Raw genomic sequence first — 17871 nt, forward strand, 5'->3', positions numbered from 1 at the left:
GATGGTGGTTGACTGCTGCTTTGATTTTTTCTAAGCCACCTATGCGGTGGTGAAGTCTCGTTAAGATCAGCTATTTTTGAGCCTACATTTCTAAGCCACCTATGCGGTGGTGAAGCCATAGTAATTCCTTATACATTTGGTATATACTTTCTAAGCCACCTATGCGGTGGTGAAGGGTGGCAGGCATCAGCGACGACTGCATTGTGTTTTCTAAGCCACCTATGCGGTGGTGAAGGCCAGGACAGGCGAAAAAGACCGCCTGATCTTTTTCTAAGCCACCTATGCGGTGGTGAAGCAGGGTAGGGTAGATAATTTATATCTTGATTATTTCTAAGCCACCTATGCGGTGGTGAAGGTGTTCTTCTCTCTGTACTGTACCCGCTGAATTTTCTAAGCCACCTATGCGGTGGTGAAGATTGACACTTGTGACGCCTGTGACACTTCATATTTCTAAGCCACCTATGCGGTGGTGAAGTCATAAATAATTCCTGTAAAGCCCACTAGAGATTTCTAAGCCACCTATGCGGTGGTGAAGGATAATTTGTCTGAGCAATTAGATGGCTTGATTTTCTAAGCCACCTATGCGGTGGTGAAGGTTATAGTGACACTGGTGTAGCCGGTGGTATTTTTCTAAGCCACCTATGCGGTGGTGAAGGAGCTGTAAGGGCTGCTATTGTTAGGGTTATATTTCTAAGCCACCTATGCGGTGGTGAAGCAGGTAAGCTAGTTGATGAAATCATTAAAATTTTTCTAAGCCACCTATGCGGTGGTGAAGAAGGAGTCTAAAGCCACTTTAAAAGAATGTGTTTTCTAAGCCACCTATGCGGTGGTGAAGTTACCGAAGTTTCAGAAATGAGCTTTACTTTATTTCTAAGCCACCTATGCGGTGGTGAAGCGTAGAAGTTTGGGGCAGTGTAAAAGATAAAATTTCTAAGCCACCTATGCGGTGGTGAAGAAAAAGGCCAATTTAAGCTATAGCCAGCTATCTTTCTAAGCCACCTATGCGGTGGTGAAGAAGCGGCGCGATGCTTGGTGCGCTATCAAGGTTTTCTAAGCCACCTATGCGGTGGTGAAGCTGGCATGACAGAAGCGGCGTCCGTATTCTTTTTTCTAAGCCACCTATGCGGTGGTGAAGTCTGTACCAATACGCGCTGTGTTGGCTGGAACTTTCTAAGCCACCTATGCGGTGGTGAAGTTGGCAATAAAGAACAAACAAACCCATTTTCATTTCTAAGCCACCTATGCGGTGGTGAAGCTTGACCAACACCAGTCTCATTAATCGTGATTTTTCTAAGCCACCTATGCGGTGGTGAAGTACTCCCTGCTGCTGCTAGGCTTAAAGCGTGTTTTCTAAGCCACCTATGCGGTGGTGAAGATTAACTAAAATAATAAGTCAAGTATATCAATTTTCTAAGCCACCTATGCGGTGGTGAAGCTTATTTGATGAAACCGATTTTTAAAAATTATTTTCTAAGCCACCTATGCGGTGGTGAAGATTGCTCTCGTCTTTTTTTATGTCCAATATTTTTTCTAAGCCACCTATGCGGTGGTGAAGAACTTTGAGGATCTTGATATGAGGACGGTATTTTTCTAAGCCACCTATGCGGTGGTGAAGCGTTTAAAACTAGGTTTCATGACGCAAAATAATTTCTAAGCCACCTATGCGGTGGTGAAGGTTGGTAATTCTGTGGATAACTTCAATGCTGTTTTCTAAGCCACCTATGCGGTGGTGAAGAAGTGATCCGCCAACATAATGAATCGCAAGCTTTTCTAAGCCACCTATGCGGTGGTGAAGGCTTATCTAACACTTCCTGCGCTCGCACAACTTTTCTAAGCCACCTATGCGGTGGTGAAGATGGTAGCTGGCTTACCGTCATCATTCTCTAATTTCTAAGCCACCTATGCGGTGGTGAAGAAAGATTATTGCAAAGATTACAAACGGTTAGATTTCTAAGCCACCTATGCGGTGGTGAAGGCGAAAGGCTAGATATATCACTATGCACTATATTTCTAAGCCACCTATGCGGTGGTGAAGGGGCGTAGTATGTTGCTAGGTGCAACGATTGATTTCTAAGCCACCTATGCGGTGGTGAAGGCTGGAATATCGTACCGCTGAGGGTTATCAGCTTTCTAAGCCACCTATGCGGTGGTGAAGACGTAAATATAAAGGCATCCTCAAAAATAAGTTTTCTAAGCCACCTATGCGGTGGTGAAGCCTAGCTCCATGACCAATAACCCAAAAGCCTCTTTCTAAGCCACCTATGCGGTGGTGAAGTGTGGGCTGCGTGGGGGAGCCGAAATCGTGGTTTTCTAAGCCACCTATGCGGTGGTGAAGCCCATTTGACGCCATCAGGTAGCGCTATATAATTTCTAAGCCACCTATGCGGTGGTGAAGTGTATCGCTAAACACACCGCCCCATGATTTTTTTTCTAAGCCACCTATGCGGTGGTGAAGGTCAAAACCCCGCCCGTTATGCTTAATTCAACTTTCTAAGCCACCTATGCGGTGGTGAAGTTGCAAAACAGTTTATCGGTCGCTTTAAAACATTTCTAAGCCACCTATGCGGTGGTGAAGAATAAACGTCTTTTTGACGATACCTTACCCCATTTCTAAGCCACCTATGCGGTGGTGAAGAGGAATTATACCTCAAAAAATTTAGTTACAACAAGGCATGGAGGTCAAAATACCCTATTTTACCCTCCATTTTTCACTCTATTGTAACTGGTTGATTTTATTGCAAGTTTTTAAATAGCTCAAAAAAAGGGTTTTTATACCCTCTTTCTGGGTCGCGCGTAACGACTTTTTTACCAGTGCGGCACGGTGACATGATCAGACATGCCATTCATACCGTAAGTATTGAAATTGCCAGCCTTTGGTGTATCAAAAGGTAGCTGTAGCACCCGTAAACGATAATTGCTGTGATTGGTCTGACTGCGCATTTGGATATAAGGCACAGCCTTTTCAGGTGCGCGCTTATTCACGGTTGCCATAGCGTCTTCATAACTGACGCCAAGCTTGTTTGCTAATGACTCCGCTTGCATATCAGCAGGTTTAAAGCGGTAACGATGTACACTGACATAGCCAGTAGCTTTATCACCAACTTCTTTGATACCTTTAATATGCACATAATCAGTCAATCTCTCTAGCCGTTTGGCAAGGTTTAGGGTTTCTAAATCTTTTTGACTGAGCGCAAAGACGCGTAGCTTTAACCCAAGCTTGGAGGACTGCTCCTTTTTACTATCATAATGATAATCAGGGAAGCTTACGCCAATGCTATCAATATTATGCTTGTTTTTGACATCAGCGAGCGCAATGTGCAACTGATTAAATAGCTTACTCCAAATAAAGTAAGGCGCAATATCAGGATCAGGAATGAGGGTGATTTCTTGAAAATGGGTCAACTGACTCATAAGTTACTCCTTGCCACTGGCACCGAACACGCCACCACGGATAAGTACGCCCATCACATAATGCTGCTGGTCGATATCTGGCTCATCACCCTTCAATACCCAATTATCAAATAAGGTATAAAAGTCCATTTTTGCTTTAGGTTGACGGAACGCTGTACCAAGTGTCGTGACCGCACCATACGGCTCAACAGCGATAGGAAACTCAGCATCAGGATACCAGTCATCGATTGTGCGAATGGCATTACTGACTTTTTGTGAGTGCATGCCAGCATTGTCCTCAAAGCCTTTTTTGTCGCTCACGCGGTACAGTACTTTGCTTTTTTTGCTACCTGTATCAAGGATTAGCTCTTGTGACGGGTAAACTTCTTGACCATAACCGATGATGGCCTTAGCTTCAACATATAGGATAATAAACTCATCGCCGTTTAGACCTGCTTTAATCCAGTTAGCGACTTGACTAATATTCTCATCATTCGTGCTGAAGTCTTTAAGACCATAGGCTTTGGCGTCTTCGACGGTGATGGTTTTATCATTACATTTGACAGTGACCTCAATGCGCTCTGTTCCGACGCGATTACGCCACAGCCAGCGTGCGTTTAAAATATTTGTCGCATAACGTCTTGCCAATTCATCGACGCCCTGATTATCTAGATAATCGCTGACCACTTGCTCCAAGGCTTGCTGATAGTCTTGATCATTACAGACGTTCGGCTTACCAGTAAACGGCAATACCTTCATACTAAAACGAGCAATTAAAGTATCATTGGTTTCATCTAAAGCGGCAGAATCCACCTTTTGTAGATTAGCTTTTTCGGTCTCCGCATCGAGCTTGGCAGGATCGTTGGTAATGGCGTTTTTGAGGCGATTACTGATCGTACCGCGCACCGATTTTTCTTTGATAACAACGGGCGACTTAGCACTATTATTGTCTGCTTGGCTGTCCATTTGCCAAAGGTAGGCATCTGATACGTCAAGGTTACGCTCAAAGGCTAAGACAGAAGCGGTTTTTAGGGCAGTTTTTGACATGGTATTCTCCGTGATGATAAAGGTGTTTAAAAGGTTGGTTAAAGTAGAACGTTAAAATTAAAAGTCGTGATGCTGGGTAACTAAGTAAAGGTTTTGATCAGCGTCATAATGGTAGCGCCAAAAAGCATTGGCTATATCATGATCACCGCCGATACGGTTTAAACGTTGCGGATAGACCCATTTGCCAAGGCTATAGATAGCCTCAACATACTGGCTGCAATATTCAGGATTGCGTACATTTTGCATAATGCCTGCATCAAATAGTTCGGATATACCTTGATAGCCTATTGACATCGGCACTAGCCATCCGTGACCTGTTTTACGTGATAGGGTTGACCAATTGGTATCGCCATTAGACTTAGCTTCAGGGACTTGGTGCAACGCGCAGACGTCTATTAATGCATCTAAAGGGGTGGCATCTGAATTGTCGGCTTGTACTTCATCGATGATTTGCGCAAATTCATCTTGCGCATCCATAAGGACAAAGGCAGGCAGCAGTTGCGGAATCACAGCACTGATATCATCTGTTTCAAAAAATTGCACTGGCTCAAATCGCGCAAGCTCACGTACGCTGCCACCTGCCATACGCTGCTGATATACCAATTGCTTGGTTTTTTGTATAGCGCTGTCTTGCTGCTCAGTACTAAGCATCGTCTCTGACAGCACTTCAACCACAAAGCTCATGACTAAGCGGCATTTACCTTCTTCAATGATAGACGCGGTCTTGCCATCCTTTTTAATTGGGTTACGCGTTTGATTAAGGGTGTAGTTGTTATAAGGGTTAGGACGATACATCTGTGGCTGGCAATCATGACAAGCGAGCAGTACACCGCCTAAGGACACATCAGATAGCACATCATCGTCAGCCATCTTACGCGACATGGCATGAAAGCTACCCAAAAACCCCGTGATGGCCGGGAAACCGTAAGTAATGGGGCTTGAGATAGTATTTGCGCTATCAATAACGACTTTTTTAATCAGCAAATAACCTACCACACCACTATTATTGTCATCGTCGTCTATACGGCTCATAAGAACACTCCTTTACCTGCACGTTCATAGCGTTTTTTCATATCTTCAATTTCGCGCTCCCAGTCCAAATGCTCAGCATCGCCGAAATCATTAGCTATAGCTTTAAATTCTGCTTGCATCAAGGTGTTCAGCCAGCGCGCAAAGCTATGAACAATGTCGCGATGCCAATCGTCTTCTTGCTCACGCTCAGCTTTAAAGCCTTCTTCTCCTTCAAGATCAGCGCGCTTGGGATCAAGCCAAAGTTTTTGGGCGCGATCAAGCTCATAGTCCATAGACCAGCCTGCTGGCATAGTGCTGCGGATATCTTCGGCAATTGCAAAGATTTGATAAAGCACTTCATCGATCGCCCGTTTGCGCGCGTCCCTGACATCGACGATATTACGCGTGTCTTTGATGGCTTTAAAAATACTTTGAATCGCTTCGCGTGCGTTATATTCCATTGCGGTGCTAAAAATACTATTAGCAAATTTGGACAGTTTAAAGCTGCGGTCTTGCTTAATGATTGGTGGTAGCGAGGGGAGAAGGTAGTTACGACCGCCTTGCTTACTCATAAGCAAACTGACGTTTTGAGGTTTTGTGCCACCAAGTTGAAGAGTTGCTAGATCGTTTAAAGTAACATAAGGTTTTTGCTCAGCGGTTTTTTTAAAACGGTTATCCCGCGCTGCCTTATTTTCATCAGAAAACTTTAAATGATTAATACGCTGATAGACTTCATGGGTCAGTACAGAAGGATAAAGCGGGATGATGTTAATATAATCAAGCTGCTGCAAAGCTTGCCCTTCATAAGCATTAGTGGCCCAAAGCGTTTGTTTGTTACGCTCATGAGTGACAGGGTTAGTAATGATATTTTGCAATGCTTGTTTAAATATTTGCTGATACTCATTAGCAAGTTTTTGATCACCAGCAAGTGAAGCGATAAAATCAGCGTTGTCCGATAAGATTAAATCTCGAATCTTCGTGTCTTCATTGACTTTAAAATCAAAAAAATTGGCGAGGGGCAGGGCAGCAGCATTACCATTAGCATCAATATAACTGCTGTCTATCGAATGCGTACCGATGATGGTATTGGCACGATTATGACTCGTTTTAAAGCTGACGTTATCGCCTTTGGCATCAGGATGAACGCCTTTTGAGATATGCGTGCCAAAATTAAGCTGTTTTGCCATACGATTGGCAGCATCAGAAATCCAAGTAGCGACGCTGTATTTTTCTTTTGTTTCAGCGAGCGCGGATCGTAACTCTGCTGCCTTTACTTCATCGCCGCTTTCAATTGCTTTGGTGAGCTGCTTTTGCTGCGTTTCGGTTTTTTTATCATATAAGCTGGTTAACGCGGCTTTTACTGCACCGCTTGCCAGCTCTGGGGTTAGTTCAATCAAGATTCAGCTCCTTTAGTAGTCATTAATAGTTTAATTATTAACCATGCTTTTACATTAATATACTTAAAAAAATAAACATTGTTTTTTCACTATATAGCCAAACAAATGAATAGTAAACACATCTCACAATCTATTTTATTTTAGGAAAATTATTTAACACTGTTATAATGTAAACTCACCGTTTAGGTGACTTAGAAGATGCTATTACAGTAAAAAACTTTCTTTTCCCACCGCATAGGTGGCTTATATCTAAGCACGGTTCACGCCGTGCTTTTTTATGCCCATCTAAATGATCTATTGCCGTACAAAACCAAAAAACTCATGGAACGCCCAGCCTTTGCTGTTGTTAGACTTGATGCTATCAAGTGATACTGATGAATAAGTAATGGCAAGTGAGCGCAAACTTTTATCCGGCTGCGCGATTTGAATGTCTTGTAGCGCTTTATTTAATGAAGTGCTAAGCCATGGTTTGACTTGCGGATGTTCAAAGTCAAAAGACAGCGGATAAATGGTTTTGTTTTGCGTGCTAGATTTCGCAAGTCCTTTTTCAAAGACATCTTCGCTGTGATAAACATCAAACCCCGATATGAGAATATCAGTATCCTCGTCATCATGTACCATGCGCGGTATGAGTAGCCAGTCGTCTTGCGGCGTCCCTGCTCGGAAGGGACTAATTTGCTGCAAGTAAGTATAAGTGCGGTTGGCAGTCGCTTTGCTGTCCCAATAGGCGTTGACATAGTTGAGTGTGGGGTTGTTCAACAAGTGGCGCATAACGCTATGCTCAAGGTCACTCAGCGTATCTATTTTTGTATGTTTGGGCGCTTGGATTCTGGCTCTTGCGTCAACTTGAGCGAGCTGCGCTTGCGGCATGATTTGAGCTAAATCATAGCTTGGCGGCTTAAACTGGGTGGTTTCAAACCCTGGATGGGTAAAGATAGGACGCTTGGCATTGGGGTATTTAAAATAGCGCAAATTGTATTGTAGCAACAGCATGTTGGACGTATCAGCGACTTTATCAGGACGATGCCGCCAAACGCGCCCGGCCAGCTGAATGATTGAGCGCATTGATGAGGGTTCTACAATCGCCCAATCATAATCGTGATCACGGCCAACTTCTGCCACTGGTGTCGCCAGCACCACAAAGATATGGTTTTTGGCAGGGTTGTCACTGATGGCTTGCTTGATTTCAGTATGATCAAAAATGCTACTGTTAGGGTCACTACGGTCTAAAATCCGATCAAGCTTGTTCTCAAGGCTATTACGCAATAATAAAAGCTGCTTGGCATGATAGCAGGCAACATGAATGATAGTATCTTTTGGAATATTGGCGCCATCAGCATTAAACAACTGCATAGCAGTGCTATTGATATTGTTAATATTAGCAATACGGATCAGACCAATGCTGACTCGAATATTTTTATTGCCTTTGTCATTTTGCAAATCAGTTTCGTGATGTTTGTCGTGCAAATCGACTGCCGCATCAACAAGCGTTTGTGCAAGCTCGCTATAAAACTGCGCGGCTTTATCTTTAGTATATTGTGATTTAAACGCCATGATATCGGCTTTGCGGCGCACTGGCTGACGACTCAAATAAGTGGCGCGCTGCTCACAAAACTGCTCATGGGTCGATTGAAAGTCTTTAATGTCACTACATTGCTCAGATAGCATAGCTTTAGGCTGTTCATCAAACCATGCGCAAACCACTTTTGGAGTAGGTTTGTTTTGGCTTTTATTAAACAGCTTGCGACCTTCCATATAAGCTTCAAACAGTCCTGTCACCAAATCAGGCGTCAAGGTCGCAGATGATAGCAAGACACGCGTCCCAAACAGACCTGCTAAGTGCATAAGCCTTGATAACGCAGGTAAATCTGCTTGGTCAAAGTCGTCTGGCTCATCGAGAATTAAGTCGCTACTCAGCAAGCGCAGCATGGGCGCGATATATTTGCCGCCGCGTTTGCATTCACTTGCTTGAATAATATGATCAACGGTACAGGTCACGATAGGCACAAAGATCAAATCACGCGCTTTCGGGCTGGCAATGACGGTATCGAGATTTAGCGCCTCATAGTCTTGATAATCAATATCGCTATCAACGATTTCATCTAATAAATCCGCACTTGATTCACTGCCAAAGCTTTCAGACTCATGGTCTGGCTCATCATCTTTTTGATATTCACCGATGATATTGGTGAATTCGCTAGATTTATTGTCGTATGCCATCTCAAACAGCTTTTTATTAGCGCTACCGCCTACAAGTATGGCTAATTGATCACCTGCAAGTTTTAAATTCTTGCGAAAGCTTAGACCTGTTTGTAAAGTTAAAATACGTAGTCCTAGCGCAATGGTAAAGCGTGCGCCCTTTTTAGGGTCAGCTAGGGCATACATGATACGAGCATTGCCAATGGTTTTGCCTGCGCCAGTTGACGCCATATTGACACCAAAAAAACCATGCTCGCGCGTGGTATCAGCCAAACCGTAAGTCATCTTAAAAGCTTGATTCTGCCATTTAAACCGATCAATACCTGTGGGCTTGGCTAGTGGGTCGTGATTGCGCAATGACGGCATTTCGCTGGCTATAATAGGCAGCGCTCGGCAAAAATGTGCTGTGAATGCACCAACTCCTAGTAAATGCTCTTCTAGTGATTGCTTAATAGTAGGTGTGCTAGCAGTCCGATCCGTATTGGCAGCTAGTTTTTTAAATTGACTATCGACACTAATACAGCGTTTATCGTCCTCTTTTAAACTCGAATAGTTATGATCGCCAACCATTAAACATAATCGGGATATATGTAATAAAAAAGGGTCACTGATTGCTTTATTGTCATCAACTGCTTGCTGACCAAGCTGCATCAGAGCAGGATCATTAAGTGCTTTTTTACTCCAGCGTCTGATGTTTTTTTGCCAAACAGCACTATTAATAACTAAATTCTCAAATTGCCAAAAATACTTTAATTGAGCTTGAGTCATCTCATCAATCGATTTTGGGTTTTTTACCCAATAATCAAAAGGTGCTAGGCAATGATAAAACGCTTGTAAATCTTGTTTATAAGGTCGCTTTTCGCGAGAGTTTGCAAGCTGCGCTCTTTGAATGGCGGTAAATGAATGAAATACTTTATCGGCAGGTGGCAAGCGATGATGAGTGACGATAAGCCAAGCAACCCACTGGGCGAGTGGTGGCATGGCTTGAATGTTTACATCGTCTGGATTAGTAGTAGACAGCAGCTTTTCTATGTCTTGGCTCTCTAACCAACTGTTTAACTCAATCATGCGCTCAAGCCAAGCAGTATCTGTGGTGCAGTCTTTGATCATCAATTCAAATAACTTGAGTGATATCCATTCATGACGATAAGAATCGCCTTGTTTGCTGCCTTCCTTGAGCTTTTTCTGGAAGCCTTTAGTAGACTTGCCAATATCATGTATTAGTGCGGCGATAGTAGCGATGATTTGAATACTGCTAGCATACGTCCATTCATTTTCCCATTCACTATGTAAGATGTTACGCTTGGTACGGTTCACAGGAACCACACCCACCTCATTAAACCGTCGCTTATTACCTACAATCCACACTAGCTCCGTCAGCTGACGAGTCTTATTACGATGACAGCTTACCGCCGTCGACTTGGTCGCTGACTTGCGTAGTAGCTGCTTAACCGTCTGTAATCCATCCTCAGTGATCGCCGTCTGCCACACATTATTACCAATACGATTGGCAAAGGCGTCTAAGATTCTGCGAGTACGTTTTAGCGATTTTTTCTCGCATTGAGATACAAAGGTAACGATCATTTTCTACACCTGCCAGCTTTTATTCATAGCAATCTGTTTAACAGCTTCAAACTGATAATCTAGCGCATGATGTTTGGTAAATAAGTTTAAGCACTCCTGGCGAAACTCTTGCTCGCTCATATTTTCACTAGCACATATAAAGGCGAGGGGGAGCACTAGCGCATCTTTGATAATATCGGCGATATCGAACACCAGTGCCCCGCGCCGGGTTTTGCCATGCATGACTGCAAAACCATGTGGAATACCTAGCGTCCATGCGGTGGTTGCACCCAGTCCGTAGGCCAAATAGTTGCCATGATTGAGAAAGCTATTGGCCTTATCGATACCATCATGGGCGCGAGTAAAACCGTCATAGCCGGTGTTTTTGGCAGCGAGTTTATACAGGTTTTTGGTCAGGCGAGCTTCTAACTGCAATAAGTGCATGACCTCAGTTTGCTGATCGATTTGTCGAATATTGTTATCAATGAGCGCTTTAATGTCATCACGACTGCTATCAAATCCCTGACGTTTTAGATCGGCATCTTTGCTCCAAATTGCTTGTAAGTAAGCCAAACGCGCATGTTGTAGCATCTTAGCGGCAGCTAGGCGTTTATCGTCGTCCCACCACCAACTGAGCCAACCTTGCACATACTCAGTCGGTCGATATTCGCTTTGCGGCGTCAGCCACTCAACGAAGACTTCACGCTCAGATCCCATAAATAGCGGCGTACCACCGCCACCGCAAAAGCCCACCAAAACCCCAGCCTGCGACAGTAAACGCATCGCCGCTTGGGTGATGGAGGTGCCCGTACCGAGTAAGATGGAGGTGGTATTGGCAATAGGAATGTTATAGAACAGGTTGGCTTTATCGTCTTCGGTGAGATAGAGAATTCTGCCGTCTTTTTGCATGACGCGGCAGTGCGAGAGGTAGTAGATATTGGCACGTTTGGAGTGCAAAATAGTCTTAAGATCAGAGGAGACAAAGCTATTATCGGTATAAGGATTGCTAGGTTTTGCCATAATAGCTCCGTCTATTGAAAGTATCATAGAATTTGAATACGGATTTACTTTAACGGAACTTTGTTCGTAAAACAATGAATAATATATTTAAAACGACAGTATATGTCGCTAGTTAATTGAATGCGAAACCAGATAACCTAAGTTATCTGGCAATAAGTTGCCTATAAAAACCTATCTATCTGCAATAAGCTGTCCACCAGAAAAGCTGATACATCCTTCACAAAACCAAGAATTTAACCTCCTTGCATAAGGTATATCTGCTGGTACATCAAGCTGGTATGGACGACCACAGTACTCACAATGCACATCGTCTAGATATGCCTGACACTTCGAGAGTGTCCTAAACAGTAAAGAGTAGCTTATACCGTAAGACTGACATAGGATCTCTACATGAGCGAGATAATTATCGGGCGAATTATAAGACCAGTACTCACGGCAAAAGTCTTTAACTGCCTCATTAAGCGTTGGGTCGAACACGAAACTTATACTCATAGTATTCTCCCTAGTAGCCATAGATGGTTTGCGGTAAAAGGACATAAAGCTCACTCTCTAACTGACGACACATCTCATCAACAAGATAGTCACTATTAGCATCTAAACGTTTCTGTACCCATACGCGCATCGCCATATGATTATCAAAACAAGGTTTCATTCCTAAGAGGCGTGCTAAACCAGTGCCAGATTGAATAAAAAGTTCACGAATGAGCGTATTAGCAATCTCATTAGCATCTTCACTGATAGCACCATCAGGCTTAAACTCGCTAAACAGCTTTTCATAATCAATCATTTTCATTGTGACGTCTCCTGGTCAGCAGAGGATTGAACCAATTGACTACGATTGACTAAAGCCTCAAACGCACTACCATCCTGCCGAGTCATATTCGGTACGTAACGGCTATACGTGTTGAATAGCATCTTGGTCGTAGAGTGTCCCATTTGACTGGCAATCCACTCAGGACTTTCGCCAGCAGCCAACCATAGCGTCGCTGCGGTATGACGAGTCTGATAAGCATTACGCTTCTTCAGACCTAAAATCTTAAGAGTAGGGTGCCAAACACGTTTATTCACGTTGTTATAATCTAAAGGCTCACCGGTATGCGCACAAAACACATAGTCAGATCGCTTATAAGTGATGGCCTGCTGTTCCTTTAGAGCATCGTAGACCCAAGGTGACATTTGAATCGCACGGTAAGACTCCTGAGTCTTAGGAGGAACAATTTTGCCTTTGACATAAGCTTGTTTAATCACAATCTCACGCCGATCAAAGTCAATGTTCTCCCAAGTTAATCCATCAATCTCACTCGTACGCATACCTGTGAAAAAACGTACTAGATAATAATTGCGATAGTCTGCTCTTACACCATTAATAAACGTCCAAACCTCACTTAGTGTGAATGGTTGAATATCCGTTTTGGGCTGTTTGAGCGCATTGATATCGTAGTAAGGATTATCAAATTTATAGCGTTTCGCTGCTTCTTTTAGTATCATACCTAAAGGTACCATGATCGAATTGATGCGTGCCGCTGACAGATGCTTGTTAGCTTTTCCGTAAGTCACTTTGGCGAGGGATGAACGGAAGGCTAATACATCTGTCTTTTTTATGAGATGAATAGGCTTAGTGTCGAACTTAGGCAGTAAATACATATCAATAATTTCTTTAATCTTACGTTTGTAAGTATCACGCCATTCGATCTCTTTTTCAGAAAACCATAGCAGCGCAAATTCCTTAAATGAAAGGACGTCACTTTGAAGACAGTCCTTGCGATCACTTAACGCCATCATCTCATCGCATTTATCGCTTTTGGGGAAATACTTAGCATAACTAAATATGCCCAAGGTAATCTCTGCTTCCATCTTCTCAATCACTTTTTCAAGCTTTTTACGATTCGCTGGCGTGTCAATGAGGTTTGTCGTTTCCCTACAGCGTTTGTTCATATAGCGAAAGTCGACCACCAACTTGTTATATCTACTTCTAATACTAGCCATAATATTTCTCCTTATTGTAGAGCCATAGCGTTGATGCTACCGGTGACACCAGTACGCATATCTTTTTCGATCTCTTCCCAAACATATAAAATTTTGCGTCCACCAAACGGCCGGATGTAATGAATACCTTCGATAAGCACAGTATCTTTGAGCTCATTGCGAATAGTACGAGGGTTATACTTAATGAGCTCAGAAAGCTCTTGGGTAGTTAGGTAGGTATGTGACATAATATATTCCTTATATAAAGTTTAACCATAATGGTACTTTTAAATACCATAGTTGTAATTTACCATAAAATTATAACTATGCAAGTATTTTTTATAATTAAAATTGGAGTTTTTAAGATGATAGTTAACCATCTCCCAACTTTGTTAGCTGAAAGAAGGTTAAAAGTAGCGGATGCCGTACGAGCGACAGGAGTGAGCAAAACAACTTTGCACAAGATATACAATGATCAGTCGTCAAGAATTGATTTCGATACTATAGATAAACTTTGTGCCTATCTTGAAGTAGGGGTAGGAGATATTTTTGAATATGTAGAAGAAAAGAAAGTAGAAGTTATTGAAAAATAGAAGTCAATAATAGTTTTAGAGTAGAGGTCAAAAAGAAGCTTTTAATTTTAATGGTTTTTGTAGGCTAGTCACGGTTTGGTCACCATTTGGTCACCGTCGCTTTTTTGAGATATTTCGAGCTGATTGAATAGTTATGATTATAGTGTGATTTAATAATGGTTTTTCCGCTACAGCCCATATTTCACGGACAAAAAAAAGCCCCAATCAAAAAGATTGGGGCTTTCGAATCTGGTAGGCGTAATCGGATTCGAACCAACGACCTCTACCATGTCAAGGTAGCGCTCTAACCAACTGAGCTATACGCCTATTTAGGCCATGCATTTTAGCAAGTTTTTCAGACTTTGCAAGTCTTTTATGAGAATAATTACAGGATATTTAGATAAATAGTTTTTTAGCCAGTTTACCAAGGGTGTATTTGCGTTATGGTAAAGTAGACAGATGTATTACTGACGTAAAAAGTTCAATAAATAGCCTTAAGCAAACCGTTCTAAACAACGTCTAAAACGATCAATAAACAGTCCGTTTATAGTTTCAGCTTTACGCTTCTGCAGTTTCGAATTTTAGCCCCGAGGTTTTAATACCCCAAATCAGCTCAACGAAGGCGCGATTATTGGTTAAAGGTTCACCATCGATGATGACAGCATAACCATCATTATCAATCCACAAAAATACAAAGCTTGTCTCAGGGATGAGTAGATCCACTTGTTGAAAGAACGAGATGGCGCGGCTATCCAATGACCAGCCACGCTGCTGCTGCCTAAGCATAAACCCTGAAAAGTCCGCCGCCGCGACACTCAGCATATCCGCTTCTTCTTGACTATAACCAATCCGTGCCAAACAAAAGCCCTCATCTGAGGCGATAGCAGCACGGCGCTTGCCTGAGAGGCTGGCGACGACATATGGCAAAAACTGATCTAGCGGTAGGTTAGGCGCAGGTAAAAAGGTTGAGAGCTTCTCAATAAAGCCCTGCTCAACGAAACCCTCAAGCCACAGCTCAGGAAACGCTTTGAGCCAATCGGCGACTAACATAGTCTCTCGGTGCGATAACAGCGCTTGTAGAGCCAATTGCATCGCCGTAGGCTTGGGCTGTGAGAAGGCTTCAAAAACGCCCGCTGGGGTCAACGTGATATAGGTTTTTTCGGCATGAGCAAAACTGGACATAAAGGTAACCTTATTTGTAGTGCGTATCTAGTTGCTGAGTGAAAAAGTGAGATAAGAGCTCAGAAGGAGCTAAGCTGTAGTTAGGCGTCTGTTGCTACTGATGCGACTTGGGTTTGCTCCAAGTGCTCTTGACAGCTTTGCCAGCGCTGATCGAACTGCCAGTCGCTCTTACCTAAACGAAACCAGACGATAGAGAAGGCGAGACGATCGTTACAAGCTAAGCAGTGCGCAAAAAACTCGTTCTCTATCTGCTCGATAGTGCTCCAGTCCTCATTATCGCGCGCGCTCATCAGCTCAGTGGTGATATTCTTAGCGATCTCTTTCGCATCATCGCTACTGATACGCAGGCGGTGCGTATCGACATTGAGAGAAGGGGTAATCAGCACGCTCCAGCGCGTGGCAAACTCGCTGCTATGCCGGATATAGTCAATCTTATTAATACAGTTACGAAACGCGCGCTCTATCTGCGGATGCAAGCGGTTCTGAATACGGATAAATATATCCTCAACGTCATAGGGAATGTCGTACCAACAGCCATAAAAAAAGTCAGCGACCGCGCCTTGTAGCGGCTCTTTTTCTTTGAGGAGCAAGGCGGCGTTGATGCGCTGCTCATGATAATAGCGATTATTAGGCGCAGAAAATATCTTGCGCGAATAAAAACGAAAATCATGACGAGCAGTTGCTTCTTGCATCGCGGTGGTAGAGAGGTCACTCATAGCAGTATCCTAAACTAATCAAGCAAAGTTTCCATCAGATCTATCATAAATTCGCCGTCTTCTTCGCTCATAGCCTCAAACCCTTGCGCCATACCGAGCTCAGTGAGTACTTCTTTGCCATCTTCGTCTTTATGTAGGTTTAAGATCGCATCCATCAAGACTTGGCTATCAGCAAAGCCTTCTTTGACAAGTAACACATGACTGATATCTGCCAAGTCACTCTCGATTAGTACCGAGAGCTGAGCTTTGGTCAACCTTGAGAAGCTATGAAAGATCTCAGCTAAAAAGAACCCGACTTGCGCCTCGCCTTTGATGACTTTGCGCGCCGCGGCTTGGTAAGTTTCAGTGATATCCCAGCTCAGATCAGGCTCCATGATATCGACCGCCTCGAGCAAACGTAGGCCAATCAGTTTGACATCGCGGTTATTGGCCATTGCGACGGTCATCCCAGTAGCAACGTGCTCTAAACTGCCAATCTCGCCATTACTTGCAGCAGCAATGACCATCTCGTCTGACTTACCAATAGGACGCGCCACGGCGCGATAGCCCTGCTCACGAATGAGGGCCGCAGCATCGAATGGATTGGCATAAATGACCTGAATATCACCTTGAGCAATAATGTCTTCTTGCTCAGCATGAGCTGCTGGCATATTGAGATGCATATTGATGTTGGCGCGTTTTTGGATCAACGTATTGAGCATGTGCCAGCCTGCAAACCGCTCAGGTGAAAAATCAGGGGCGATTAACATATTATGTGTCGTCATGATTTAACCTTCCTCATCTTGTTTCATTTGCGCATATTGCGTGGTGGCGTCGGCTATCTTACTGCGTGATGGCTTACGGCGTACTGACGTATAGCCGACAGTCTCGCCGCGGCGAACATTTGGTACAACGGTGGCGTAGACCCAGTAGTGGCTGCCATCTTTACATAAGTTCTTCACATAGCCATGCCACTTTTGTCCGGCTTCAGCGGTACTCCATAGATCTTTATAGGCCGCTTTTGGCATATCAGGATGACGCAAAATATAATGCGGTTTACCGATGAGCTCATCGATATCATAGCCACTGATCTCAACAAAAGCGTCGTTAACGTGGGTAATGTTACCCGCCAAGTCAGTACGCGAAACGATGAGTTTGCCATCGGGGTATGGGCGCTCAATCCCAGTATCATAGATGATGCGTGATGCGCCGTCATGATAAGTTATAGTGATAGGTTCTGCAGTGGCATCGGGCTTAGTGGCATCCGGTAGGGAAGCGACCATAGCAATCTCCTTTATTTAGCCTAATCATAGTGATGTCGTCATTATTATGGCAGGTACTATAGTGATAAATATAAAGTCAACAGGTGAAAATGAGCGGTTAAATTAGTTTGGCTAGTGCTTCTGAAGCGCGCTTGATGTCCAAAAATATCAGCCCAAGCTTAGCGTTCGGCTTAGCCATGATGGTTAAGACTGCCTCATCACCAGAGGAGGTCATAATGACGTAGCCTTTTTCGCCCTGAATCATAATGCGATCGATACTGCCACGAGCAAGCTCACGGCCTGCACGGTCACCTAATGACAGCAGCGCGGCAGACATAGCGCCAACCCGGTCTTCGTCAACGCCAGTCGGTAATGCTGAGGCAATCATAAGGCCATCGTTGGAGATTAGCGCTGATGCTTCGACGTCTGCTGATGAGCTATTTAGGTCTTCCAAGATTTGTTGGAATGAATCTGTACGCATAACTTTTCTCTACAATTGGTGGTGAAATAAACATTAGGGCGTGTTGAACATTCGACCATGGCACTGACAGCGACTATTTTTTAGGCG

At 43.6% G+C, this 17871-nt stretch carries 16 protein-coding genes, 1 tRNA gene and 1 CRISPR repeat array; of the genes, 1 reads left to right on the top strand and 16 read right to left on the bottom strand.

Translation table 11 applies throughout. The features are described 5' to 3' along the window. Positions 1–27: 27 nt before the first annotated feature. Positions 28–2635: a CRISPR direct-repeat array (repeat unit 28 nt; unit sequence TTTCTAAGCCACCTATGCGGTGGTGAAG). 170 nt (positions 2636–2805) lie between these two features. The 10 genes from cas6f to I3248_RS10350 all read right to left on the bottom strand — a co-directional run bounded on the left by cas6f (position 2806) and on the right by I3248_RS10350 (position 13840). Further along, a complete protein-coding gene (gene cas6f, locus I3248_RS10305) occupies positions 2806–3411 on the bottom strand; it encodes a type I-F CRISPR-associated endoribonuclease Cas6/Csy4 (protein WP_238063606.1) in 606 nt (201 codons plus the stop codon). Positions 3412–3414: 3 nt separating this feature from the next. Continuing rightward, positions 3415–4437, bottom strand: a complete 1023-nt coding sequence (gene csy3 / locus I3248_RS10310; protein ID WP_238063608.1) for a type I-F CRISPR-associated protein Csy3 — start codon at positions 4435–4437, stop codon at positions 3415–3417. Between the two features lie 57 nt (positions 4438–4494). Continuing rightward, on the bottom strand, positions 4495–5469 hold the full coding sequence (csy2, locus tag I3248_RS10315; protein ID WP_238063610.1) for a type I-F CRISPR-associated protein Csy2: 975 nt from the start codon (positions 5467–5469) through the stop codon (positions 4495–4497). Continuing rightward, on the bottom strand, positions 5466–6845 hold the full coding sequence (csy1, locus tag I3248_RS10320; RefSeq protein ID WP_238063612.1) for a type I-F CRISPR-associated protein Csy1: 1380 nt from the start codon (positions 6843–6845) through the stop codon (positions 5466–5468). Before csy1 ends, csy2 begins: the two co-directional genes overlap by 4 nt. 294 nt (positions 6846–7139) lie before the next feature. Continuing rightward, entirely contained in the window at positions 7140–10628 is a 3489-nt protein-coding gene (gene cas3f, locus I3248_RS10325; protein ID WP_238063613.1) for a type I-F CRISPR-associated helicase Cas3f, read from the bottom strand. A 3-nt stretch (positions 10629–10631) separates the two neighbouring features. Beyond that, positions 10632–11627, bottom strand: a complete 996-nt coding sequence (cas1f, locus tag I3248_RS10330; RefSeq protein WP_238063615.1) for a type I-F CRISPR-associated endonuclease Cas1f — start codon at positions 11625–11627, stop codon at positions 10632–10634. A gap of 171 nt (positions 11628–11798) precedes the next feature. Continuing rightward, complete coding sequence (locus I3248_RS10335; protein WP_238063617.1) at positions 11799–12119, bottom strand: hypothetical protein; 321 nt, start codon at positions 12117–12119, stop codon at positions 11799–11801. Positions 12120–12129: 10 nt separating this feature from the next. Continuing rightward, positions 12130–12420 (bottom strand): hypothetical protein, encoded by a 291-nt coding sequence (locus tag I3248_RS10340; RefSeq protein ID WP_238063619.1) that lies wholly within the window; start codon positions 12418–12420, stop codon positions 12130–12132. Continuing rightward, on the bottom strand, positions 12417–13613 hold the full coding sequence (locus tag I3248_RS10345; RefSeq protein WP_238063620.1) for a site-specific integrase: 1197 nt from the start codon (positions 13611–13613) through the stop codon (positions 12417–12419). The genes I3248_RS10340 and I3248_RS10345 overlap by 4 nt, the downstream gene beginning before the upstream one ends. Before the next feature lie 11 nt (positions 13614–13624). Continuing rightward, complete coding sequence (locus I3248_RS10350) at positions 13625–13840, bottom strand: hypothetical protein (protein WP_025645163.1); 216 nt, start codon at positions 13838–13840, stop codon at positions 13625–13627. 117 nt (positions 13841–13957) lie between these two features. On the opposite strand from I3248_RS10350, the gene I3248_RS10355 reads away from it, so the two are divergent. After that, positions 13958–14185 carry a helix-turn-helix transcriptional regulator gene (locus tag I3248_RS10355; protein WP_025645165.1) on the top strand — a complete coding sequence of 76 codons (228 nt, stop codon included), beginning with the start codon at positions 13958–13960 and terminating at the stop codon, positions 14183–14185. A 229-nt stretch (positions 14186–14414) separates the two neighbouring features. On the opposite strand, the gene I3248_RS10360 is transcribed toward I3248_RS10355, so the two are convergent. The 6 genes from I3248_RS10360 to I3248_RS10385 form a co-directional block, all read right to left on the bottom strand. Then, a tRNA-Val gene (locus I3248_RS10360) sits at positions 14415–14491 on the bottom strand. Positions 14492–14722: 231 nt separating this feature from the next. Beyond that, positions 14723–15346, bottom strand: a complete 624-nt coding sequence (locus tag I3248_RS10365) for a hypothetical protein (protein WP_201559451.1) — start codon at positions 15344–15346, stop codon at positions 14723–14725. A gap of 80 nt (positions 15347–15426) precedes the next feature. Next, complete coding sequence (locus I3248_RS10370) at positions 15427–16062, bottom strand: hypothetical protein (protein WP_238063621.1); 636 nt, start codon at positions 16060–16062, stop codon at positions 15427–15429. 14 nt (positions 16063–16076) lie between these two features. Further along, positions 16077–16826 carry a PhnD/SsuA/transferrin family substrate-binding protein gene (locus I3248_RS10375; RefSeq protein WP_238063622.1) on the bottom strand — a complete coding sequence of 250 codons (750 nt, stop codon included), beginning with the start codon at positions 16824–16826 and terminating at the stop codon, positions 16077–16079. A 3-nt stretch (positions 16827–16829) separates the two neighbouring features. Next, entirely contained in the window at positions 16830–17324 is a 495-nt protein-coding gene (locus tag I3248_RS10380) for a PAS domain-containing protein (protein ID WP_238063623.1), read from the bottom strand. A gap of 97 nt (positions 17325–17421) precedes the next feature. Beyond that, the gene (locus I3248_RS10385) at positions 17422–17784 is read right to left on the bottom strand and encodes a roadblock/LC7 domain-containing protein (protein ID WP_010201036.1); all 363 of its coding nucleotides are present in this window, start codon (positions 17782–17784) and stop codon (positions 17422–17424) included. Positions 17785–17871 lie beyond the last annotated feature (87 nt).

The sequence above is a fragment of the Psychrobacter sp. Ps3 genome, assembly GCF_022129275.1.
Taxonomy (GTDB): Bacteria; Pseudomonadota; Gammaproteobacteria; order Pseudomonadales; family Moraxellaceae; genus Psychrobacter; species Psychrobacter submarinus.